This window comes from Neisseria subflava, from assembly GCF_024205705.1.
Taxonomy (GTDB): Bacteria; Pseudomonadota; Gammaproteobacteria; order Burkholderiales; family Neisseriaceae; genus Neisseria; species Neisseria subflava_D.
The window spans coordinates 2,064,951-2,085,425 of sequence record NZ_CP073115.1 but is presented as its reverse complement, the minus strand read 5'-3'; the positions used below and the strand labels follow the sequence as shown (position 1 = coordinate 2,085,425).

General features: G+C 51.3%; 22 protein-coding genes and 3 tRNA genes. 13 read left to right on the top strand and 12 right to left on the bottom strand.

What is annotated here, in order from left to right; all coding sequences use genetic code 11:
- Window positions 1–51: 51 nt before the first annotated feature.
- The 6 genes from KCG54_RS10025 to folD form a co-directional block, all read right to left on the bottom strand.
- Window positions 52–783: a lysophospholipid acyltransferase family protein gene (locus tag KCG54_RS10025; protein WP_254324089.1), complete on the bottom strand. Its 732-nt coding sequence runs from the start codon at window positions 781–783 to the stop codon at window positions 52–54.
- 71 nt (window positions 784–854) lie between these two features.
- Complete coding sequence (gmhB, locus tag KCG54_RS10020) at window positions 855–1,433, bottom strand: D-glycero-beta-D-manno-heptose 1,7-bisphosphate 7-phosphatase (protein WP_039863836.1); 579 nt, start codon at window positions 1,431–1,433, stop codon at window positions 855–857.
- An 11-nt stretch (window positions 1,434–1,444) separates the two neighbouring features.
- Window positions 1,445–1,897 carry a cell surface protein gene (locus KCG54_RS10015; RefSeq protein WP_254324088.1) on the bottom strand — a complete coding sequence of 151 codons (453 nt, stop codon included), beginning with the start codon at window positions 1,895–1,897 and terminating at the stop codon, window positions 1,445–1,447.
- A gap of 93 nt (window positions 1,898–1,990) precedes the next feature.
- A complete protein-coding gene (locus tag KCG54_RS10010) occupies window positions 1,991–3,232 on the bottom strand; it encodes an aromatic amino acid transporter (protein ID WP_254324087.1) in 1,242 nt (413 codons plus the stop codon).
- 129 nt (window positions 3,233–3,361) lie between these two features.
- Entirely contained in the window at window positions 3,362–4,435 is a 1,074-nt protein-coding gene (locus KCG54_RS10005; protein WP_070813641.1) for an AI-2E family transporter, read from the bottom strand.
- An 84-nt stretch (window positions 4,436–4,519) separates the two neighbouring features.
- Window positions 4,520–5,371: a bifunctional methylenetetrahydrofolate dehydrogenase/methenyltetrahydrofolate cyclohydrolase FolD gene (folD, locus tag KCG54_RS10000; protein ID WP_254324086.1), complete on the bottom strand. Its 852-nt coding sequence runs from the start codon at window positions 5,369–5,371 to the stop codon at window positions 4,520–4,522.
- Between the two features lie 200 nt (window positions 5,372–5,571).
- Here folD and KCG54_RS09995 point away from each other — a divergent pair.
- The 6 genes from KCG54_RS09995 to KCG54_RS09970 all read left to right on the top strand — a co-directional run bounded on the left by KCG54_RS09995 (window position 5,572) and on the right by KCG54_RS09970 (window position 9,219).
- A tRNA-Pro gene (locus tag KCG54_RS09995) sits at window positions 5,572–5,649 on the top strand.
- 27 nt (window positions 5,650–5,676) lie between these two features.
- Window positions 5,677–5,753 (top strand) — tRNA-Arg (locus tag KCG54_RS09990).
- A 9-nt stretch (window positions 5,754–5,762) separates the two neighbouring features.
- Window positions 5,763–5,838, top strand: a tRNA-His gene (locus KCG54_RS09985).
- Between the two features lie 259 nt (window positions 5,839–6,097).
- Window positions 6,098–6,604 (top strand): adenylyltransferase/cytidyltransferase family protein, encoded by a 507-nt coding sequence (locus KCG54_RS09980; RefSeq protein ID WP_141745162.1) that lies wholly within the window; start codon window positions 6,098–6,100, stop codon window positions 6,602–6,604.
- On the top strand, window positions 6,601–8,361 hold the full coding sequence (locus KCG54_RS09975; protein WP_254324085.1) for a bifunctional biotin--[acetyl-CoA-carboxylase] ligase/type III pantothenate kinase: 1,761 nt from the start codon (window positions 6,601–6,603) through the stop codon (window positions 8,359–8,361). Before KCG54_RS09980 ends, KCG54_RS09975 begins: the two co-directional genes overlap by 4 nt.
- A gap of 15 nt (window positions 8,362–8,376) precedes the next feature.
- Window positions 8,377–9,219, top strand: coding sequence for a cell division protein (locus KCG54_RS09970; RefSeq protein ID WP_254324084.1), 843 nt, complete (start codon window positions 8,377–8,379; stop codon window positions 9,217–9,219).
- Between the two features lie 375 nt (window positions 9,220–9,594).
- Here KCG54_RS09970 and KCG54_RS09965 read toward each other — a convergent pair whose 3' ends face one another.
- Both KCG54_RS09965 and KCG54_RS09960 read right to left on the bottom strand, forming a co-directional pair.
- A complete protein-coding gene (locus KCG54_RS09965) occupies window positions 9,595–10,116 on the bottom strand; it encodes a DUF4189 domain-containing protein (RefSeq protein WP_254324083.1) in 522 nt (173 codons plus the stop codon).
- Between the two features lie 217 nt (window positions 10,117–10,333).
- A complete protein-coding gene (locus tag KCG54_RS09960; protein ID WP_254324082.1) occupies window positions 10,334–10,864 on the bottom strand; it encodes a DUF4189 domain-containing protein in 531 nt (176 codons plus the stop codon).
- A 257-nt stretch (window positions 10,865–11,121) separates the two neighbouring features.
- On the opposite strand from KCG54_RS09960, the gene tldD reads away from it, so the two are divergent.
- The 3 genes from tldD to prmC are packed head-to-tail and all read left to right on the top strand — an operon-like array spanning window position 11,122 to window position 13,881.
- Window positions 11,122–12,564: a metalloprotease TldD gene (tldD, locus tag KCG54_RS09955; RefSeq protein WP_070460573.1), complete on the top strand. Its 1,443-nt coding sequence runs from the start codon at window positions 11,122–11,124 to the stop codon at window positions 12,562–12,564.
- A gap of 53 nt (window positions 12,565–12,617) precedes the next feature.
- Entirely contained in the window at window positions 12,618–13,079 is a 462-nt protein-coding gene (locus tag KCG54_RS09950; RefSeq protein ID WP_254324081.1) for a hypothetical protein, read from the top strand.
- A complete protein-coding gene (gene prmC / locus KCG54_RS09945; RefSeq protein ID WP_254324080.1) occupies window positions 13,069–13,881 on the top strand; it encodes a peptide chain release factor N(5)-glutamine methyltransferase in 813 nt (270 codons plus the stop codon). Before KCG54_RS09950 ends, prmC begins: the two co-directional genes overlap by 11 nt.
- A gap of 83 nt (window positions 13,882–13,964) precedes the next feature.
- On the opposite strand, the gene KCG54_RS09940 is transcribed toward prmC, so the two are convergent.
- The 4 genes from KCG54_RS09940 to KCG54_RS09925 form a co-directional block, all read right to left on the bottom strand.
- Window positions 13,965–14,759: a 3'-5' exonuclease gene (locus KCG54_RS09940; RefSeq protein ID WP_254325020.1), complete on the bottom strand. Its 795-nt coding sequence runs from the start codon at window positions 14,757–14,759 to the stop codon at window positions 13,965–13,967.
- 769 nt (window positions 14,760–15,528) lie between these two features.
- Complete coding sequence (locus KCG54_RS09935) at window positions 15,529–16,413, bottom strand: lipid A biosynthesis lauroyl acyltransferase (RefSeq protein ID WP_283254592.1); 885 nt, start codon at window positions 16,411–16,413, stop codon at window positions 15,529–15,531.
- A gap of 78 nt (window positions 16,414–16,491) precedes the next feature.
- A complete protein-coding gene (gene ruvC / locus KCG54_RS09930) occupies window positions 16,492–17,037 on the bottom strand; it encodes a crossover junction endodeoxyribonuclease RuvC (RefSeq protein ID WP_254324078.1) in 546 nt (181 codons plus the stop codon).
- Between the two features lie 9 nt (window positions 17,038–17,046).
- On the bottom strand, window positions 17,047–17,877 hold the full coding sequence (locus KCG54_RS09925) for a carbon-nitrogen hydrolase family protein (protein WP_254324077.1): 831 nt from the start codon (window positions 17,875–17,877) through the stop codon (window positions 17,047–17,049).
- A 94-nt stretch (window positions 17,878–17,971) separates the two neighbouring features.
- Here KCG54_RS09925 and KCG54_RS09920 point away from each other — a divergent pair, with 94 nt between their 5' ends.
- The 4 genes from KCG54_RS09920 to KCG54_RS09905 all read left to right on the top strand — a co-directional run bounded on the left by KCG54_RS09920 (window position 17,972) and on the right by KCG54_RS09905 (window position 20,444).
- Window positions 17,972–18,271 (top strand): porin, encoded by a 300-nt coding sequence (locus KCG54_RS09920; RefSeq protein ID WP_254324076.1) that lies wholly within the window; start codon window positions 17,972–17,974, stop codon window positions 18,269–18,271.
- Between the two features lie 314 nt (window positions 18,272–18,585).
- Entirely contained in the window at window positions 18,586–18,780 is a 195-nt protein-coding gene (locus KCG54_RS09915; protein ID WP_254324075.1) for a CsbD family protein, read from the top strand.
- A gap of 72 nt (window positions 18,781–18,852) precedes the next feature.
- On the top strand, window positions 18,853–19,011 hold the full coding sequence (locus KCG54_RS09910; RefSeq protein WP_039862543.1) for a DUF1328 domain-containing protein: 159 nt from the start codon (window positions 18,853–18,855) through the stop codon (window positions 19,009–19,011).
- 140 nt (window positions 19,012–19,151) lie between these two features.
- Window positions 19,152–20,444, top strand: a complete 1,293-nt coding sequence (locus tag KCG54_RS09905; RefSeq protein ID WP_254324074.1) for a valine--pyruvate transaminase — start codon at window positions 19,152–19,154, stop codon at window positions 20,442–20,444.
- The last annotated feature ends 31 nt before the right edge of the window (window positions 20,445–20,475 follow it).

Genomic DNA, 20,475 nt, shown 5'->3' with positions numbered 1-20,475 from the left:
GATTGGACGGCATGGAAAGGGTGGGCATAGCGGCCCACCCGATGGAATGATTTATTTGGTTTGGGGCGCGAACGGGCCTTGTCCGGTAATCAGGGGCTGCTGGCTTTCAATCCATTGCTCGCATTGGGCCATGAGTTTGGCTTCATTGCCGTTGTTGTGGGCAATGGGTTTGCCGATGATGACGCTGACCGTGCCGGGGTATTTGAGGAAGGAGTTGCGCGGCCAAAACTCGCCGCTGTTGAGCGCGACGGGGACGATGTCCATCTCAAACATTTTTGCCATGCGCGCGCCGCCGAGCTTGTAGCGGCCTTTTTCACCGGGCGGCAGGCGTGTGCCTTCGGGGAAAATGGTAATCCAATAGCCTTCGTTTTTACGCGCAAGGCCTTGTTCTAAGAGTTGTTTGTTGGCTTCGCGGCTGTTGCTGCGGTCAATGCCGATGGTTTTGACCAGCTTCAAACCCCAGCCGAAGAAAGGGATTTTGAAAAGTTCGCGTTTGGCAACATAGACTTGCGGCGGAAAAATCTCTTGCAGGGCAAGGGTTTCCCAGCCGCTCTGGTGTTTGGCGCAGATGATGGCAGGGCGATCGGGAATGTTTTCCGCGCCGCTTAAGGTGTAGTTCAAACCAATGATGTGCTTGAGCGACCAGTTGAGGATACGCACCCAAACTTGCGCCATTTTGTGCGCGCCGCCTTGAAAGGGCAGGGCAAGCAGCATAAAGGGGAACAGCAAAATAATGCTAGAGGAAAGGATGAACCAGTAAATCAGGTTGCGGATAATCAGCATATCGGGGGAAAGTCAGTCGTTTGAAGGCCGTCTGAACACCGTTGTCGGCAGTTTTCAGACGGCCTTGTCGTTTATAGGATGGCTTGCGCGGCTTCTTCGATTTGTGTGTTTTCACGCATGATGTATTGCGAGAAAGCGAGCAGGTTGTCGAAGACTTGGGTGTGCTCGGGCAGGTCTTGCTCGTGTTTGGCCAGCGTTTTTTTGCCTTTGCCGGTCAGGACGAGCGCGGATTTGCCGCCTGCGGCATCAATGGCTTGCAGGTCGCGCAGGCTGTCGCCGACCAGCCAGGTTTCGGCGGCATTGGCCTTGAAGCGTTCGATAATGTCGATAATCATGCCGGGCTTGGGTTTGCGGCATTCGCAGTTGTCAACGGCGGTATGCGGGCAAAACCAAATGCCGTCGATGGTGCCGCCTGCTTGAACGGCAAGGCGGTGCATTTTTGCGTGCATTTCGGTCAGGTCTTGCACGGTAAAGTATTTGCGGCCGATACCGGATTGGTTGGTGGCCACGGCGATGGTGTAGCCTGCCTGCGTTAAAAAGGCGATGGCATCCATGCTGCCTTCGATGGGAATCCATTCGTCAACGGATTTGACGAAATCGTCGCGGTCTTGGTTGATGACGCCGTCGCGGTCGAGGATGATGAGTTTCATGGTGTGGGCTCTTATTTTTCTGCTTTCAAACTGCTTTTCCATTTTTCAAAGGCCGTCTGAAAAACGGGTGTCAGTTTGGCGAAGGTTTCCGGGGTGTTTTTGACGTGGTAGAAGCCACCGAGCGAGGGCGTGTCGAGGGCGAGGACGTAGTCTTCCATAAATGCGCCGTAGCCGTCTTCTTCGTCGGTGTAGTAGAACTCAGTAAACCGTTGGCCGAGTTCGGTAAAGTCGTCCGCCGTTAATGCGCCGTCCATGTGTTTGAGCAGAAAGTGCCGTCCGCTGATTTTGCCCGAGGCCATGGCGGCGAAGTCAGCCGCGGTTTCGGGGGCGGTTTGCCAGACGGGGTTGACGAGGCCTGCATGCGCCGCCCACTGCCAGTACATGCCGATATGGGTGGCGGCGTTTTCGGGTGGGAGCTGGTCGGGATAGTCTTCGTCGAGATGGAAGCGGATATTGTCGTACATGGACGGTGTTCGTTGGGGGAAAGGGGGTATTGTAGCGGAAAATAATGAATTAGGCCGTCTGAAAGAGGGTGTTTCAGACGGCCTTAAGGGAATTTAACCTTTAAATACAGGGACAAGTTCCATTTGGCTCAGTATTTGGGCGGCAATGTTGATGATGCCGAAGAGGAAGACCCAAACCATCAACCAGAATCCTCCGTAAACTTTGTAGTTTTTGCCGACGCCGAATTTATGGCGCGAGCGGTAGAGCAGCATGGCGGGGATGATGCCTGTCCAAATGGTTGCGGCCAGACCGACGTAGCCGATGGCGGTAACGAAGCCGGTAGGGAAGAGCAGGCAGGAAATCAAAGGCGGCAGGAAGGTCAGCGCGGCGGTTTTGGTACGGCCGGAGATGCTGTCGTTCCATTTGAAGATGTCGGCGATGTAGTCGAACAGGCCGAGCGTTACGCCGAGGAAGGACGTTGCAATCGCCATGTAGGAGAACAGGGTCAACACTTTGTCCATATTGCCGGTTTGGGCGAACTTGGACAGCGTTTCGATCAGGACGGAAACTTGGCCTTCGGCGGCGATAACCGGTGCAAACTCGCTGCGCGGCAGGTTGCCTTGGATGGCGATTTGCCAGAGGACGTAAATCACCAAGGCAATCAGCGTACCCGACCACAGGGATTTGGCCACTTTGGGCGCGTCGCCTTTAAAGTATTTGAGCAGGCTGGAAACGTTGCCATGGAAGCCGAATGAGGCAAGGCAGACGGGCAGGGCGGTGGCAACATAAATCCAGTAGCTGGTGCCGGAAGGGGCTTGGGTGTCGAACAGGACAGGCATTTTGGCATCGGCAATCAGGCCGCCGGTTGCCCAGATGAAGGTGAGTACCATGCCGCCGATGAGGATGCTGGTGAAACGGTCAACCAAGCGTGCGGATGCCCAAACGCAAAAGGCGAGAATGCCGAAGAAGACGAGTTGGCCGACGGTGAGCGAAATTTCGCCGCCTACCGCGCTGCCGATGCCTTTGGCAGTCAGGTCGCCGCCGACGAAGATGTAGGCGTAGGTGAGCAGGTATAAAACGAAAGCGACAGCAACGCCGTTGATGACGTTCCAAGTCGGGCCGAGCAGGTCTTTAACCATGGTGTCGAAGCTGGCACCGTGCGGATAATGGGTGTTGACTTCCAAAATCATCAGGCCGCTGGAGAGCATGGAAAACCAGGTGTACAGCAACACGGCCAGCGAGCCGGTAAACCATACGCCGGAAGTGGCGGTCGGGTTGGCAAGCATGCCTGCGCCGATAACCGTACCGGCGATAATCATCGCGCCGCCGAATAGGGAAGGGGTTTTGGTTGACATTGTTTATCTTTCTTCTAGAAATGCGTGGCTGCCATTATGCCGTAAAGTGTAAGAAAAGGTAAAGCAAAGGCCGTCTGAAAACCCGATTGTCGTTTTCAGACGGCCTTTGATGTGTATAAATGCAACTGATCAAATCAATTTTCGCAGTTTCAATTCGTTTTTCAAATAGGCGTAATAAACCGGCGCGACGATGATGCCGCCGATGCCGAAAATGCGTTCAAAGACGACCATCGCCACCAGCAATTCCCATGCGCTGGATTCGATTTCCGAGCCGATGATTTTGGCGTTGAGGAAATATTCGAGCTTGTGGATGACAACGAGGAAAACCAGCGAGGCGAGGGCGACGTAAAGCGATGCGCCGAGGCTCAAAATAATGATGATGGTGTTGGAAATCAGGTTGCCCGCCACCGGAATCAGTCCGACGATAAAGGCGACGATCAGGACGGTCATTTTAAACGGCAGCTCAACGCCGAACAGCGGCAAAACCAAGTAAAGGTATAGGCCGGTCAGGAAGGTGTCGATCAGCGAGATTTTGACTTGGGCGAGGAACACGCGTTCAAAGCTGGTTTCAAAATTGATGATGCGCCGCATCAATTCGGCTTTAAACAATGGCATTTTGTGGCGGTTTTTGCGCATTTCCAGGCGGTGGAAACTGAGCATGGCGCCGATGATGATGCCGATGAGGATGTACACGAAGGACGTGATGCTGTTTTTACTGATGCGGGTCAGCGCGGCGCGGTATTCTTCAATCAGCTTGATCGCCGAGGCTTTGATTTCGGCCATATTGTTGGGCAGCATATTGAGAATGGCCGCAGGCAGGTCTTGGCTGTTTTTGGTGTCTTCCAAAATTGCCGCCAGCTTCGCCAACATAAAGCCGACATGGCCGCCGTGTATCAGGTGGTAAATGCCTAAAGACATCATTGTGATGATGCTGAACACGATGGCCAGCGTCAGCGTAGTGGAAATCAGGTTGATATTGTGCGCGTTGAGCGATTTATGCAGCCGCGTGTTGCGCGGCAAAACACGGCGGCGGAGCTTGAGGATGACGCCGTTGGTGCGCGTAATAAAGATATAGGTCAGGATAACCGACAGCAGCAGCGGCAGCAAATGGTAGTGCAAGACAATCAGCAAGGCCAAGCCCATCAGGATATAGGAAGCGTTGCGGAAAGTCGGGTTGTCGGTGTGGGAAGAGAGTAAGGACATGTGAAGCCAATAAGGTAAAAAGCAAAAAAACAGGTCAGGCCGTCTGAAAAACCATGTTCAGACGGCCTAACTTAATGACAGCGATTAATCGTGCAATGAGGCCGCGTGTAGCGTGTTTTCCAACAAAGTGGCAATCGTCATCGGGCCGACGCCGCCGGGAACGGGCGTAATCATGGATGCGCGTTCTTTGGCAACATCAAACTCCACGTCGCCGCACAGGCTGCCGTCGTCCAAGCGGTTGATGCCCACATCGATAACGACTGCGCCGGGTTTGACCCATTCGCCTTTAACGAAATTCGGAATGCCTACGCCGACCACCAAAATATCTGCGGCAGCAACTTCATCGGCAAGGTTTTGCGTGGCACTGTGGCAAATGGTTACCGTCGCGCGGGACAGCAGCAATTCCAATGCCTGCGGGCGGCCGACAATATTGGACGCGCCGACGACGACGGCTTTTTTGCCTTTCGGGTCGATGTCGTAGGCTTCCAACAAAGTCATCACGCCTTTGGGTGTGCAAGGGCGCATCAGCGGCATTTTGACGACCAGGCGGCCGACATTGTAAGGGTGGAAGCCGTCCACATCTTTATGCGGCTCGATACGCTCCAAAACCGCTTGGCTGTCAATGTGTGCCGGCAGCGGCAGTTGCACCAAAATACCGTCGACGGCAGGGTCGCCGTTCAATTCGTCCATCAGTTTCAGCAAATCGTCTTGCGTGGTTTCAGACGGCAGCTCGTAAGAGCGCGATTCGATGCCGCTTTTTTGGCAGGCCAGTTTTTTATTGCGTACATAAACCGCGCTGGCAGGGTCGTCGCCAACCAATACCACCGCCAAGCAAGGCGTGTGCAAACCTTTTTCCTGACGCGCTTTTACCGCCTGCGCGACCGCCTCGATGCGTTGCTGGGAGATTTTTTTTCCGTCTATAAGTTGTGCAGCCATGATTTTTCCTCCTCAATAGGGATAAATATTGCGTTTAAATTATCGCATTTTTCAGACGGCCTGACACAAAAGAGTGCCTCAATTACGAAACATAAAAATAAATAACGATTAAAAATAATAAGATAACCAAAAAATGAAAAAATAAAGCAAAGTAAGTGTTGACCGGACTGAAAAGGGTCTGTATAGTTCAGGTCTTCAGTCGGGGCGTAGCGCAGCCCGGTTAGCGCATCTGCTTTGGGAGCAGAGGGTCGTGAGTTCGAATCCCACCGCCCCGACCACAAAATTCTTCGCACGAATCGGCATGAGCGCCCGTAGCTCAACCGGATAGAGCACCGACCTTCTAAGTCGGGGGTTACAGGTTCGATTCCTGTCGGGCGTGCCAATTTTTACGGTGGCTGTAGCTCAGTTGGTAGAGCCCTGGATTGTGATTCCAGTTGTCGTGGGTTCGAGCCCCATCAGCCACCCCAGATGAAAGCCTGCATATTATATGCAGGCTTTTTTCCGTTTATACCCGAATTTTACTTCAGATTTAATTGGGTTTCAAAAAAGTATTTATCAAACCGTTTCATCATGGCATTGGCAAAGATGGCATTTGCTGTGTTATCAAATGTCAATGAATACGCAGTCAAGCCCGAATATTATACCGTTCGGTATCTTTTTATGGCGTTTCGCCGTTATCCTTTATAATACCCCGATTATTTTCTGTTTCATTCCCAAAGGAACCGCATCATGTCCGAATGGTCAGCTCCAGAATTTGAATCCAAAATCTGTCCGCCTGAAAAGCTGGCGGAACGTTTGGCGGCATTGCCCCGTCCGCTGGTGTTTACTAACGGTTGTTTCGATATTCTCCATAGGGGCCATGTAACGTATCTGGCGCAGGCACGATCGGCCGGTGCGGCTTTGGTGCTGGCGTTGAATACCGATGCTTCGGTGCGCCGTCAGGGCAAAGGGGACGACCGTCCGATTAATCCTTTGGAAAACCGCGCGGCAGTGGCAGCTGCATTGGCGAGCGTGGATTTGGTCACTTGGTTTGATGACGATACGCCTGCCGCGTTGATTGAAATGGTCAAACCCGATGTGTTGATTAAAGGCGGCGATTGGCCTGTGGATAAGATTGTCGGTGCGGCCGAAACGTTTGCGCGTGGCGGCAAAGTATTTTCGATTCCGTTTTTACACCAGACTTCGACCACCAAAACTTTGGCGAAAATCCGCGAAGCCGGAGGAGGCGAATGACGGATTTGAACAGCCGCCATTGGGCCTTGCTCGCTGCGCTTTCAGACGGCCTGCCGCAACACGTTTCTCAGTTGGCGCGAGTGGTCGGTATGAAGCCGCAACAATTAAACGGATTCTGGCAGCAGATGCCGGGCCATATCCGTGGTTTGCTGCGCCAGCATGACGGGCAATGGCGCTTGGTGCGCCCTTTGGCTGTGTTTGCCGAAGAATCTCTGCAACAAATGGCCGGAAAACAGGGTTTTCGTGCGCAGTTGAAACACGAATGTTCGTCCAGCAATGATGAAATCATGGCATTGGCGCGCCAGTCGGCAGATTTGGCGCATAAGGCCTTGTGTGTGGCGCATTTTCAAACCAAAGGCCGCGGACGGCAAGGGCGAAGCTGGGTCAACCGACAGGGCGAATGTTTGATGTTCAGCTTGGGCTGGGCGTTTGACAAGCCGCAGTATGAGCTGGGTTCGCTGGCGTTGGTGGTGGCATTGGCCTGCCGACGCGCGCTTGCCGATATCGGTTTGGACGTAAATATCAAGTGGCCGAACGATTTGGTCGTGGCCAACGATAAATTGGCCGGTATTTTGATTGAAACGGCGCGGGTAGAGAATAAAACCGTCGCCGTCATCGGCATCGGCATCAATTTTGTATTGCCGAAAGAAGTTGAAAACGCCACTTCCGTGCAGGCCTTGTTTCAGACGGCCTCTAAGCAGGGCGTAAGTGTCAAAACTTTATTAAATGCAGTATTGGCGCAACTTGATGCGCTGTTGAGCGAATACGCGCAAAACGGATTTGCGTCATGTATCGGCGAATACGATGCCGCCAACCGCGACACAGGCAGGCCGGTATTGCTGCTTCAGGAAGGGCGCATTGTCCACGAGGGCGTAGTCAAAGGCGTGGATGCACAAGGCGCGTTGCGTTTGCTGACGGACAAGGGCGAGAAAACGATTGTCAGTGGCGAGATCAGCTTGCGCCCGGATAACCGCCCGGCACAACCTGCAGCCGCCAAGCCGGAACGCTTTTTGCTGCTGGACGGCGGCAACAGTCAGTTGAAATGGGCGTGGGTAGAGAACGGCACATTTTCCGAAGTCGGCCGCGCGCCGTATCGTGATTTGACCCAGCTGGGCGAAGAATGGCTGCGATTTGCCGATGAAGATGTGAAGATTGTCGGTTGCGCCGTGTGCGGTTCGGTCAAAAAAGCAATGGTAGAAGAACAATTAACCCGTCCGGTCGAATGGTTGTCTTCCATGCCGCAGGCTTTGGGTATCCGCAACCATTACCGCCGCCCTGAAGAACATGGCTCCGACCGTTGGTTTAATGCGCTGGGCAGCCGCCGCTTTACGCAAAACGCTTGCGTCGTCGTCAGCTGCGGCACCGCCGTAACCACCGACGCACTGACGGAAGATAATCATTATCTCGGCGGCACCATCATGCCTGGTTTCCACTTGATGAAAGAGGCGATGGCGCTCAAAACCGCCAACCTCAACCGCCCCATCGGCAAGGTATATCCGTTCCCAACCACAACGCCGAACGCCATTGCCAGCGGCATGATGGATGCCGTTTGCGGCGCGTTGATGATGATGCATGGCCGTCTGAAAGACAAAACGGGCGAGGGCAAACCGGTCGATATTATTATCACCGGCGGCGGCGCCGCCAGAGTCGTGCAGGCGCTGCCAGAGTCATTCGTTCATGACAATCAAGTGAAAATCGTCGATAATCTCGTGATTCACGGACTCTTGCATTGGATTGCCCATCGCAACGGACAATAAAAAGGAAAACGCATCATGAAATGGCTGTTTGCGGTCTTGGTCGCACTCAACATCATTGTTTTTGGCAGCATGGTTGCCTATCGGACACAACATAAAACCGCCAAGCCCGAATCTGCTTTGGAAGGCGGTACGCACGAATTATTGCGCCCGTCTTCTTTGGACGCGCCCAAAGCTGAGCCTCAGCAGGCATCGCAACCCGATTGGGTGGCGGATGAATCAGACGGCCTGATTATGGCAGAACCTGAATCCGAAGAAGCAGAAGCCTTGCGTAAAAAGCAAGAAGCGCAGCAGTTGAAAGAGAAAAAAGAAAAAATGCGCCGCGAGAAAGAAGCGCAAGAGCGCCGTGCCGCCGAAGAAGAGATGGACGCGGCCGGCGTGGAACGCTTGTGTACCAGCAGCGCCACCGTAGTGATGGATGAAGACGATTACCACCGCATCAAAGGCCTGTTGGGCAAATGGCCTCATGCGGCCAGCCGCAGTATCGAAAAACGCAACGGCGCATCCGGTGGCGAGACTTCTTCCAAAACCTTCCGCGTGGTCTTGCCTGCCGACGGCGACACTTCCGCCCAGCTTGATGCCTTGGGCAGCCGAGGCTTTAGCGGCAGTATTCACAACGGCGAAATCAGCATTGACGTAACACGCAGCCGCTCTTCCGCCCAAGTTTTGATTTCACGCTTGTCCAGCGCAGGTTTCGGCGGCGCGCGCATTGTTGAGCAGGAAGACAGAAGCGTACCCGATACCGGTTTGAGCGTGGCGCGCATGACCGTGGTCTTTATGGCGGTCGACGAGCGCGATGCCCAAGACATCAGAAACATTGTCGGCCGTTATGGCAAATTGAACATGAAAACCTGCCGATAATCAGGCCTATTCGGTTCCAGACGGCCTGATAAACCGAACGCTGCAAAACACGAAACCCACTGTATCGGCAGTGGGTTTCATGTTTTTCGGTTTTGAGTATCTGATATAAAGGGGAACAGGTATGTTTCGTATATGCGCACTCCGAGTGTCAAGAGATAATGGGGAAGAGGGGGATAAAATCTGTCGTTTAATGGCTCGGATTAGGACGTCTTCCGAGTGGTTTTGATTATACGCTAATAATAACTATTATCAATAGCAAAACTAAAAAAAATAAGGGATTTTTCTGTAATAGATTGTTTTGTATGGGAATTAAGTTTCTGTATTGGCTTTGCCATGATTGAAAAGGCCGTCTGAACAAAGACGGCCTTTTGTCTATTAGAATTTAGGCATAGAGCAGCCTTCGGTGGCAATAATTCTACATTGTGCTTTTCTATTTTTTTGGCATTTTTCTAAGGCTTCCGCTTCAGCAAGACCAGGGGTAGTTGATCCAAAAAAAATTGTACCATTTTGATCTTGGGCAACGGCAAGACAGCCATTCCTGACCCAAGCATAAATTTTACACGGCTTATTTTTCCCGCCTAGTTCACAAGTTTTAATGGCTTCTCTTTTTGCAGCATCAAGTGAATCCATCTCGAGTGCCCCACCTGATATACCAGTTTTAGGGTTAGATGCCCAAGCCCCGTATCTTGAAGGAACCTCGATATTGACAACCCTTGGTTGGTTCTGAGCATAACCATTATTAGAAGATTGTGGTCTGCCAACGTTATATATAATTTGTCTGCCTGAGCTGTCGATAATACGACAGGTTCCAGTTGCCGGTTGGTATTCACCGCCACAGCCGTTGGCATAAACATTAAGACTTGCCAGTCCTAGCAATACAACAAGTAACTTTTTCATTTTAATTCCAATCTATTTATTATTTGAATCTTGATCAGTCTGCCGCTGCATCAGTCATGCGATGATTTGTTATCTTAATTACGCGGCTGACGTTGAACTAGGGTAAGGCAAGCATTTCAACCCTATCTTTCAGACGGCCTTTTGATTTGCTTCAATCACTCATAAACCCAAGCAATCAACATATCCAAAGCCATATAAAATAATGGCACTTTGTCTATTAGAATTTAGGCAGTGAGCAGGCTTCGTTTACAACAACTTTGCATTGTGAGAGTCCATGTTCTTGACATTTCCTTAATGCTTCTATTTCAGCCATGCCTGGTGGAGTTGTTCCGAAAAAATTTCTCCATGATTTACTATCCTTTCCTTGAGCAACAGCGATACAACCATTTCGAACCCAAACTAAAACTTTACATGGTTTGTTTTGTCCACCTTGTTCACAGGTTTTAATAGCTTCTCTTTTGGCAGCTTCAAGTGAATCCATCTCAAGTGCGCCGCCTGCAATACCAGTTTTAGAATTTAATGCCCATGCACCGTATCTTGAAGGGACATCGATATTAACAACCCTTGGTTGGTTCTGAGCATAACCATTATTAGAAGATTGTGGTCTGCCAACGTTATATATAATTTGTTTGCCTGAGCTGTCGATAATACGACAAGTTCCAGTCGCCGGTTGGTATTCACCGCCACAGCCGTTGGCATAAACATTAAGACTTGCCAGTCCTAACAATACAACAAGTAATTTTTTCATTTTAATTCCAATCTATTTATTATTCGAATCTTGATCAGTCTGCCGCTGCATCAGTCATGCGATGATTTGTTATCTTAATTACGCGGCTGACGTTGAACTAGGGTAAGGCAAGCATTTCAACCCTATCTTTCAGACGGCCTTTTGATTTGCTTCAATCACTCATAAACCCAAGCAATCAACATATCCAAAGCCATATAAAATACCGTATAATCAAGGCCAAATTAACTTTGCCTGCTTGTCGGGCCGTCTGAAAAATTATGCAACAAACCTACGCCGCCGTACAGCGAGATTTGCTCGAAGCCAACCATCTTTCCCCCGATTTGCTCGCCCAAAGCCTGAGCATTATTGGCGCCAACCATGTCGATTATGCCGACATCTATTGTCAGCGCACTGCCTATGAAAGCTGGCATTTGGAAGAGGGCATCGTCAAATCGGGCAGCTTTCAAATCGATCAGGGCGTGGGCGTGCGTGCCGTTTCGGGCGATAAAACTGCTTTTGCCTACGCCGACAGCCTGTGTATCGATTCAATCAACCGCTCTGCCAAAGCAGTTCGCGTGATTGGTGCGGCTGGCAACGAGGCCAGCGTCAAAGTGCCGACACCTGCCTACGGCAAGCCTGTCCACATGGCGATTGACCCTATTGCCAGCCTTGATTCCGCTGCTAAAGTCGCGCTGTTGAACAAAGTCGAAACGCTGGCCAAAGCCGCCGATCCGCGTATCGTGCAAGTGATGGCCGGTTTGACCTGCGAATACGACATGGTGTACATCGCCCGTCTGGACGGCAAACACGCTGCCGACATCCGACCCATGGTGCGCATGAATGTAACCGTCATTGCCAAGCAGGGCGAGCGTCGCGAGCAGGGCAGCGCAGGCGGTGGCGGGCGTTATGATTTGGCGTATTTCGATGAAAACTTGGTGCATCGGTTTGTCGATTCCGCCGTCAAACAAGCCCTGACCAATCTCGAATCCCGTCCTGCGCCTGCCGGCGAGATGACCGTCGTTTTGGGCAACGGCTGGCCGGGCGTGTTGCTGCACGAAGCGGTCGGACATGGTTTGGAAGGCGATTTCAACCGCAAAGAAACCAGCGTTTTCTCCGGCCGTATTGGCGAGCGCGTGGCCGCCAAAGGCGTTACCGTTGTGGATCAAGGCGATATTGCCGACAGACGCGGTTCGCTCAATATCGACGACGAAGGCAACGAAACTCGCCGCACTGTATTGATTGAAGACGGGATTTTGGTCGGCTATATGCAGGACGAAACCAACGCCCGCCTGATGGGTACGCAATCGACCGGCAACGGCCGCCGCGAAAGTTACGCTTCTGCGCCTATGCCGCGCATGACCAATACCTTTATGGAAAACGGCGGCTATGAGCCGGAAGAAATCATCGCGTCCATCGACAAGGGCATTTACGCCGTCAACTTCGGCGGCGGACAGGTGGACATTACCAGCGGCAAGTTCGTGTTCAGTGCATCCGAAGCGTGGTGGGTGGAAGGCGGCAAACTGCAATATCCTGTCAAAGGCGCGACTATTATCGGCAACGGTCCTGAGGTGTTGAAACACGTCTCCATGATAGGTAACGACACCGCACTCGACAGCGGCATCGGCGTCTGCGGCAAAGAAGGGCAGAGCGTTCCTGTCGGTGTCGGACAACCGACCCTGAGGATTGATGCCGGGCTGACCGTCGGCGGTAGCGAAATTTAAACGGCAGGCCGTCTGAAAGGTTTTCAGACGGCCTTTTACATTAGGATAAAACCATGCAGGAAGAGAATCGGAAATCAAGTTTTCCCATCGTGATGTTGCTGGTGTCGGTTGCCTTGTGGATAGCGTCTTTGTCCAATGTTGCATTTTATTTGGGCAATCATGAAAGCATGAAGGGTTTGACCGTTTTAATTTTGGGGTCGATATTTGCTTCTTTGGATATCAGGTATTGTGCGGCCTATGCCAATTATGTTTGGTTGGCGGCCATTGTGTTGCTGGCGTTGCGGAAGAAGGTCGTGCCTGTCCATGCGGCACTTTGGGGCTTGGCGCTGGTGGCTTTCAGTGTGAAAGCCGTACACGTCGATGAAGCAGGGAATACGGCGGATATCGTGCGCTACGGTGCCGGATTTTATTTGTGGTATGCCGCATTTGCGGTTGCCACCATCGGCACGTTTGCCGGAAAGATTAAGGAAAGAAAAGCCGCAACGCTGGCAGATGGGATGAAAAATGACGCTTGATGAATGGTTGCGCCAATCGGCACTGCCCAAAAACGAAGCGCGGATGTTGTTGCAATATGCGCTGGGTTACACGCGTGCGCAGCTGGTTACACGTGGTACGGACGATTTAGCGGAATCTGCCCTGCAAACCTTGGCGGCTTTGGTCCAACGCCGTCTGAAAGGCGAGCCGATGGCCTATCTGTTGGGCGAACGCGAGTTTTACGGACGACGTTTTGCCGTCAATCCCCATGTGCTGATTCCACGCCCTGAAACCGAGCATTTGGTGGAAGCCGTACTCAAACGCTTGCCGCCGCAAGGCCGCGTGTGGGACTTGGGGACGGGCAGTGGCGCCATTGCCGTGACCGTCGCGCTTGAACGCGTTGATGCCGATGTTCGCGCATCCGATATCAGCGTCGGTGCTTTGGATACTGCCCGTCAAAATGCGGCCGAATTGGGCGCAAAAGTCGAGTTTGCGCAGGGTTCGTGGTTTGATACCGACAGGCCGTCTGAAGGCAGATACGATGTGATTGTTTCCAATCCGCCGTATATCGAGAATGGCGATGAACATTTGTCGCAAGGCGATTTGAGGTTTGAGCCGCAAAATGCGTTGACCGACTTTTCAGATGGCCTCAGCCATATCCGCTACATTACCCAAGAAGCCCCCAAATACTTGAAAGCCAACGGCTGGCTGCTGTTTGAACACGGCTACGACCAAGGAGAAGCAGTGCGAAACATTATGCTGGAGAACGGTTTTTCAGAAGTGGCAACAGAGCAGGATTTGGCTGGATTGGACAGGGTCACGCTGGGGCGTTTGCCAGCTTAGTGGGCATGGTTTGTCGGAAATAAAAAAGGGCGTGTCGATCACGCCCTTTTGGTTTTCTGGTTTAGCTGTTTAGACGGCCTGGTTTAATGCCAAGCAGCGACGAACTCCGCCCAGTGTTGTTTTTCTTCGGCTTGTGCGGCCAGATAATGTTTGATGCGTTTGATTTCGACTTCGTATTCGTCAGCATCGAGCGCGCCGCTCATCATGCGAAAGCGCATATACATCAGGTAGGTATTGGCGGCATCGGTTTCACAATAATCGCGGATGTCTTTCAGACGGCCTGCATGATAAGCGTCCCAGACCTTGCTACCGTCCATGCCCAGTTTGCCGGGGAAGCCGCAGAGTTTGGCCATATCGTCCAAAGGCACGCTGGCACGCGGTTGGTAGAGGGCGAGTAAATCCATTAGGTCGCAATGGCGGGTGTGGTAGCGGCTGATGTAGTTGTTCCACTTAAAGTCGCGGCTGTCGCCAAAGTCGCCGTCACCCGTGTCCCAATAGCGGGCGGCGCTGATGCCGTGTATCAGGGCGCGATAGTGGAGGACGGGCAGGTCGAAACCGCCGCCGTTCCAGCTGACGAGTTGCGGCGTATAGTTTTCGATGACTTCGAAGAATTTGGCAATCATGACTTCTTCGCTGTCTTCGGGATCGCCGATGGTACTGACGCGGATTTTGTCCTGACCCCAGCGCATACAGCAGGAGATGGCGACGACTTGGTGCAGATGGTGTTGCATAAAGTCGCTGCCGGTTTTGGCGCGGCGTTGTTGTTGGGCAAACAGGACGACTTCGTTGTCGGGCAAATCGGCAGGTAAATCGTAAAGCTGGCGGATGCCGTTTACGTCGGGGATGGTTTCAATGTCGAAGGCGAGTATCGGAGTCATGGCGTGATCGGGTTGGATAAGGGATGATGTCATTGTGGCATGACAGCGCAGATAAAAAAAGAGGCAATCCCCCACAGGATTGCCCCAATACCTCAAATCAGAGATTTACGCTTCACAAACAATACAGGCTTTCACCTGCGGCTTTACAGATGCAGCTCAACTCTGCATCGGTAAACTTTCATTTCGGGCATTGCACCGAAATCTTCTAAAATACCGCAATTTCTTGCAATATCAGAAAACTGCTTACAAAAGATCTAAAACCGGCGAAGGCCGTCTGAACATCTTGTAATTTGATGTAGTGAAATTTACGCGAATTTTTACAGTTTGCCAAGTATTTTTTTCTGAAGGCTGGTTTCGGTATAAATTTCAGGTGTTGTCATATTTTTGCAATTATATTTCATAATTGTTCAAAAGTTAGATATTTATTTTATTTTTTTAAATTTTAATTTAATTTTATTTCATATTTTGAATGATTAAAATGTATTTTTTTAGATGAACTATTTTGTAATATGTTGTTTTTAAAAGAAATTAAATTTAATATGTGAATGAAAAGTGTGTTAAACCGGATGTTTTTCATTTGAGAAAAAATATAGGGTTGTTTGAAAGTTTCAATCGCGATGAAAAAAGTTGTTTTTAAAGCATTTAAAGCGGAATATTATTTGATTGTTTGAAGTCAAACATGAGTTTCGGTTTGATTCAATTAAAATGAAAAAGCGGCGAAAGAAAGTTTTCTCCGCTTTTTACATATTTAAATTGTAATTCAGTGTAGTCAATAAAAGCTGTTTTCGCCTTCGGGACGGGTTTTGAAGCGTTTGTGCAGCCAGAAATATTGTTCGGGATGCTCGCGTACCCGCTCTTCGATGAAGTCGTTCATGCGCTGGGTATCGGCTTCGACATCTTCGGTCGGGAAATTGTCCCAAGCCGGATAGAAGCGCAGGGTTACGGTATTGTCGGCTTCGCGCGTGGGGATGGCGGGAATGATTTTGGCTTTGGTCATGCCGGCGATACGGCTGAGGCCGGTAATCGTGGCCGTCTGAATGCCGAAGAAATTGACGAAAATGGAATCGTTGCGGCCGAAGTCTTGGTCGGGCAGATAAAGAAAGGGCGCATCGCTTTTGCGCAGGTGTTTGATGATGGCGCGCAGGCCTTCTGTGCGGCCGATCAGGAAAACATTGTTGTAGCGGTGGCGGCCTTTCAGGATCTGCTCGTCTAGGGTTTTGTTTTTTTGGTGCGAATACATGCTGGTCAGCGGCACATCCTGATTGAGCGTGTAAACCGCCATTTCAAATGCGGTAAAGTGCGGATAGAGGATGATGACTTTTTCGCCGGCGGCGAGGGCTTCGTCAAGATGGTGTTTGTCTTGATAGCGTACCAACGAGCGCAGCTTATCCGCAGGCGCGTACCAGTAGAGGCCGTATTCGAGCATCAGCTTCGCCATGTGTTGGAAATGGCGTTTGAGCAGGGCAGTGCGCTGGCTGTCGTTTAGCTCGGGAAAGCATTTTTTGAGGTTGACCTCACCGACTTTGCGACGCGGTTTGACTGCGTAATAGGCGAGAATACCGATCGCGTCGGCAATCTTATGCAACACGCAAAAAGGCAGCAGGCGGATGAGGTAGAGAAAAAGGAAGGCGGCTTTCATGAAGGCTCGCTGTATGTGGGCAAAGGGTTATTATAACCGAAAGGCCGTCTGAAAACGGGCTGGAACACGATTTCAGACGGCCTGGATGTCGGCTTACCATTGGAAACGGCCGCGCTTGACCTGTAGGCCTTCAGGGTTGAATTGCGAAGCCAATCCGTGATTGCGCAGGGCATGGGTGAGGGCAACGGCGAGTCCGTCGGCGGCATCGGCTTGCGGCGTGCCTGAAAGCGCGAGCATTTGGACCACCATATGCTGCACCTGCTCTTTGGCGGCCTTACCCTTGCCGACCACCGCCTGCTTGACCTGAAGCGCAGTGTATTCAAATACGGGCAAATCGTGCATGACCAAAGCAGCAATCGCCGCACCGCGCGCCTGACCGAGCATCAAAGTTGCGGCCGGGTTGACGTTGACAAACACTTGTTCGATGGCCGCCTGATGCGGCTGATAGTGGCGGATGATTTCGTCGATATGGCGGACAATCACGGCGATGCGTTCGGAAAGCGACGCGCCGGTCGGCGTTTTGATACAGCCGGAAGCAACATAATGATGCTCGCGGCCATGGACATCGATAACGCCGAATCCGGTCACGCGGCTGCCGGGGTCGATGCCGAGAATGCGTGTGGGTTGGGAGTGGGACATAGTGCGTGTTTAAAGTAATCGGTGTTTCAGGGCAGGCAGGCGCGTGCGCACGCTTTGCAGGCGCGCGGTATCCAAATCGGCCAAAATCACGCCTTCGCCTTCGGGCAACGTCGCCAACACATCGCCCCAAGGGTCGATAATCATACTGTGGCCGAATGTGCGGCGGCCGCTTTCATGCAGTCCGCCCTGTGCCGACGCGATGACGTAGCATTGGTTTTCCACTGCACGGGCGCGCAGCAGCAATTCCCAATGCGCCTTGCCGGTCGTGTGGGTAAACGCGGCCGGCAACAATAAAACATCAAACGGCTGCTGGGCGCGGAAAAACTCAGGAAAGCGCAAATCGTAGCAGACACCGGCCGCCAGCGGAACATCGTCCACGCTTAACTTCGGCACATCGCTGCCCGCCAGTATCGTATCGGCTTCGGCGTAGCGTTCGCCCAAACCGGAAAAGCCGAAAAGGTGCATTTTGTGGTAAAGCCCGATTCGGTTGCCGTTGCGGTCATACACCAGCATTGTGTTCATCACCTTGCCAGCGTTTGGGCTTTGCAGCGGAACCGTACCGCCAAACAACACCACGCCGCATTCCCTTGCCGTTTCGCTTAAGGCCGTCTGAAAACGGGTGTCGCAGGTTTCGCCAACGCGTCCATCGTCCAAAGGCTCGGCAAATGCCAGCTTGTCCGTATCGTTTTTGCCCATCAGCGGCCAATATTCGGGCAACAACACCCAATCCGCCCCTTGTTCGGCCGCCTCGCGGACAAGGCGTTTCATCGTGGCAATATTGGTTTCGGGGTCGGTGGACGACACCATTTGCACCGCGGCAGCGCGTAAAGAGCGCATCATCAAAACTCCTGTCAGATTTTGCAAGAATTGTAACTTGTTTACGCACAAGGCCGATACAATCGCCTCACAATTCCTCTCCAAAAAAGGATAAACCATGAACTTGAAACTTCTCCTCACTGCCGCACTTTCCACCGCCGCACTCGCCGCACATGCCGACGTACAGCTTTACGGCAGCATCAAAAGCGGCATCGAAACCTCGCAAACCCGTTTCCGCGGCCAAACACGCAGCAACACCGCCGTTGCCGACCAAGGCAGCCACATCGGCCTGCGCGGCTCGCATCCGATTGGTGGCGGAACGAATTTTATTTGGGAAGTCGAACAAGATACTCCGGTCGGTAAAAGCGGCTCCATCCGCCAAGACTGGCGTGAACGCCGCGAGAATTTTGGCCGTTAAAGGAAAGATTGAATAGTAAAGGCCGTCTGAAAAATCAGGATAACTGGTTTTCAGACGGCCTGTTTTTTATAGTGAGGCCGTTTGATTTAAAGAATACACTTAAAAGGCGGCAATCAATAATATCTTAATATTTTCAAAATTTAACGGTTTTGTATAACTTATTGATTAATTAAGAGATTAATAAGATATTTGTTGATTGATTAAAAAATTAGCATTGTCTTTACTTGAAAATTAATAAATTATCAAGTAAGGTTAAATGTAAGCGGTTTTATCCGTGAGTTAAATATTAATCAATAAGATAGGATGATATAACCATGAATAAAGATATTATCAAAGGAAAATGGGAGCAACTTAAAGGTAAAGCCAAAGAAAAATGGGGCGAGCTGACAAACGACGATTTGGACATCATCGAAGGCAAGCGCGATCAGTTGGCTGATAAAATCCAAGAGCGTTACGGTCGCACTAAAGATGAAGTTGAAAAAGAAATTGATGATTGGTTGAACAACTAAGACCGTTGAATTTCACAATAAACGGTCGTCTTTCCCTCGACCGTTTTTATATTAAACCGAAAGGAAAAAATCATGCTTCATTATTCGATCGTTTTCTTTATCATCGCTATTATTGCAGCTGTATTAGGTTTCGGTGGTATTGCAGGTAGTGCGGCAGGCATAGCCAAAATTTTATTTGCCGGTTTCTTGATCTTGTCGGTGATATCATTGATTTTTGGCAGGAAGAAATAATACCTGTAGGCCAATAAGGTTGTATCAAGTCACCATTCCGTCAAATATGCCGTCTGAAAAATCAGGATAACTGGTTTTCAGACGGCCTTTGTTCTTATAATAGCGGTTTATTTTTTTACACACTCAGCAACGGAGTTTCCATGCAATTTTCAGCATTCGGCGAAAAATTCACGCAACACAGCGGCATTTTGCAGTTGATGGACGATTTGGGCGACGCGCTCAAAAGTGACAAGCCCGTCAATATGCTTGGCGGCGGCAATCCGGCGAAGATTGCTGAAGTCAATGCGGTGTTCGCCGATGTGTTTTCCAAGTTGGCGGCGGAACACGCTGTTGAGAATATCGGCAATTATTCCAATCCGCAGGGTGATGCGGCGCTGATTGCGGCTTTGACGGAGTTTCTCAACCGTGAATACGGCTGGAATCTGACGGCGGACAATATCGCGCTGACCAATGGTTCGCAAAACGCGTTTTTCTATTTGTTTAACCTGTTCGGCGGCAAATTCAATCTTTCAGACGGCCAAACGGCTGAGAAAGCCATTTTGTTGCCGCTTGCGCCTGAATATATCGGTTATGCTGACGTGCATGTCGAGGGGCAGCATTTTATTTCGGTAAAACCGAAAATCGAAAATGTCGAACACGAAGGCGAAGCGGGCTTCTTCAAATACCGCGTGGACTTTGACGCGCTGGAGAGCCTGCCTGAATTGAAAGAGGGCAAAATCGGTGCGATTTGCTGTTCGCGCCCGACCAACCCGACCGGCAATGTGTTGACCGACGGTGAGATGGCGCGTTTGGACGCTTTGGCGCAGGAACACGGGATTCCGCTGATTATCGACAACGCTTACGGAATGCCGTTCCCGAATATTATTTACAGCGATGTGACGCTCAACTGGCACGAACACATCATCCTCTGCTTCAGCCTTTCTAAAATCGGCCTGCCCGGCGTGCGCACCGGCATTATTGTCGCTGCGCCGGAAGTGGTCAAAGCCGTCAGCAGTTTGAATGCGATTGTGAATTTGTCGCCAACCCGTTTCGGCGCGGCGATTGCGGCTCCGCTGTTAAACGACGGCCGTCTGAAACAGCTGGCCGACCAAGTGATTCAGCCATTTTACCGTCAGCAGGCGCAAACGGCGGTCTCCCTGCTCAAACGCGAATTGGGCGCGTATCCGTTGAAAATCCACAAGCCTGAAGGTGCGATTTTCTTGTGGCTTTGGTTTGAAAACCTGCCTGTTTCATCGCAAACCTTGTACGAAATGCTCAAAGCCGAAGGCACGCTGATTATTCCGGGCGAGCATTTCTTTGTCGGCATTGATAGGCAAGACTATCCGCACGTGCACGAGTGCATCCGTATGAGTATTGCGCAAGACGCGGAAACGCTGGAAAAAGGCATTGCCGCGATCGGTCGCGTGGTGCGCGGTTTGTACGATAAAAAATAAACGCTTTGAATAGACAAAGGCCGTCTGAAAC

Coding starts and splice junctions, on each gene's coding strand:
- KCG54_RS10025 (WP_254324089.1), bottom strand. CDS start 783: ATGCTGATTATCCGCAACCTGATTTACTGGTTCATCCTTTCCTCTAGC.
- gmhB (WP_039863836.1), bottom strand. CDS start 1,433: ATGAAACTCATCATCCTCGACCGCGACGGCGTCATCAACCAAGACCGC.
- KCG54_RS10015 (WP_254324088.1), bottom strand. CDS start 1,897: ATGTACGACAATATCCGCTTCCATCTCGACGAAGACTATCCCGACCAG.
- KCG54_RS10010 (WP_254324087.1), bottom strand. CDS start 3,232: ATGTCAACCAAAACCCCTTCCCTATTCGGCGGCGCGATGATTATCGCC.
- KCG54_RS10005 (WP_070813641.1), bottom strand. CDS start 4,435: ATGTCCTTACTCTCTTCCCACACCGACAACCCGACTTTCCGCAACGCT.
- folD (WP_254324086.1), bottom strand. CDS start 5,371: ATGGCTGCACAACTTATAGACGGAAAAAAAATCTCCCAGCAACGCATC.
- KCG54_RS09975 (WP_254324085.1), top strand. CDS start 6,601: ATGACGGATTTGAACAGCCGCCATTGGGCCTTGCTCGCTGCGCTTTCA.
- KCG54_RS09970 (WP_254324084.1), top strand. CDS start 8,377: ATGAAATGGCTGTTTGCGGTCTTGGTCGCACTCAACATCATTGTTTTT.
- KCG54_RS09965 (WP_254324083.1), bottom strand. CDS start 10,116: ATGAAAAAGTTACTTGTTGTATTGCTAGGACTGGCAAGTCTTAATGTT.
- KCG54_RS09960 (WP_254324082.1), bottom strand. CDS start 10,864: ATGAAAAAATTACTTGTTGTATTGTTAGGACTGGCAAGTCTTAATGTT.
- tldD (WP_070460573.1), top strand. CDS start 11,122: ATGCAACAAACCTACGCCGCCGTACAGCGAGATTTGCTCGAAGCCAAC.
- KCG54_RS09950 (WP_254324081.1), top strand. CDS start 12,618: ATGCAGGAAGAGAATCGGAAATCAAGTTTTCCCATCGTGATGTTGCTG.
- prmC (WP_254324080.1), top strand. CDS start 13,069: ATGACGCTTGATGAATGGTTGCGCCAATCGGCACTGCCCAAAAACGAA.
- KCG54_RS09940 (WP_254325020.1), bottom strand. CDS start 14,759: ATGACTCCGATACTCGCCTTCGACATTGAAACCATCCCCGACGTAAAC.
- ruvC (WP_254324078.1), bottom strand. CDS start 17,037: ATGTCCCACTCCCAACCCACACGCATTCTCGGCATCGACCCCGGCAGC.
- KCG54_RS09925 (WP_254324077.1), bottom strand. CDS start 17,877: ATGATGCGCTCTTTACGCGCTGCCGCGGTGCAAATGGTGTCGTCCACC.
- KCG54_RS09920 (WP_254324076.1), top strand. CDS start 17,972: ATGAACTTGAAACTTCTCCTCACTGCCGCACTTTCCACCGCCGCACTC.
- KCG54_RS09915 (WP_254324075.1), top strand. CDS start 18,586: ATGAATAAAGATATTATCAAAGGAAAATGGGAGCAACTTAAAGGTAAA.
- KCG54_RS09910 (WP_039862543.1), top strand. CDS start 18,853: ATGCTTCATTATTCGATCGTTTTCTTTATCATCGCTATTATTGCAGCT.
- KCG54_RS09905 (WP_254324074.1), top strand. CDS start 19,152: ATGCAATTTTCAGCATTCGGCGAAAAATTCACGCAACACAGCGGCATT.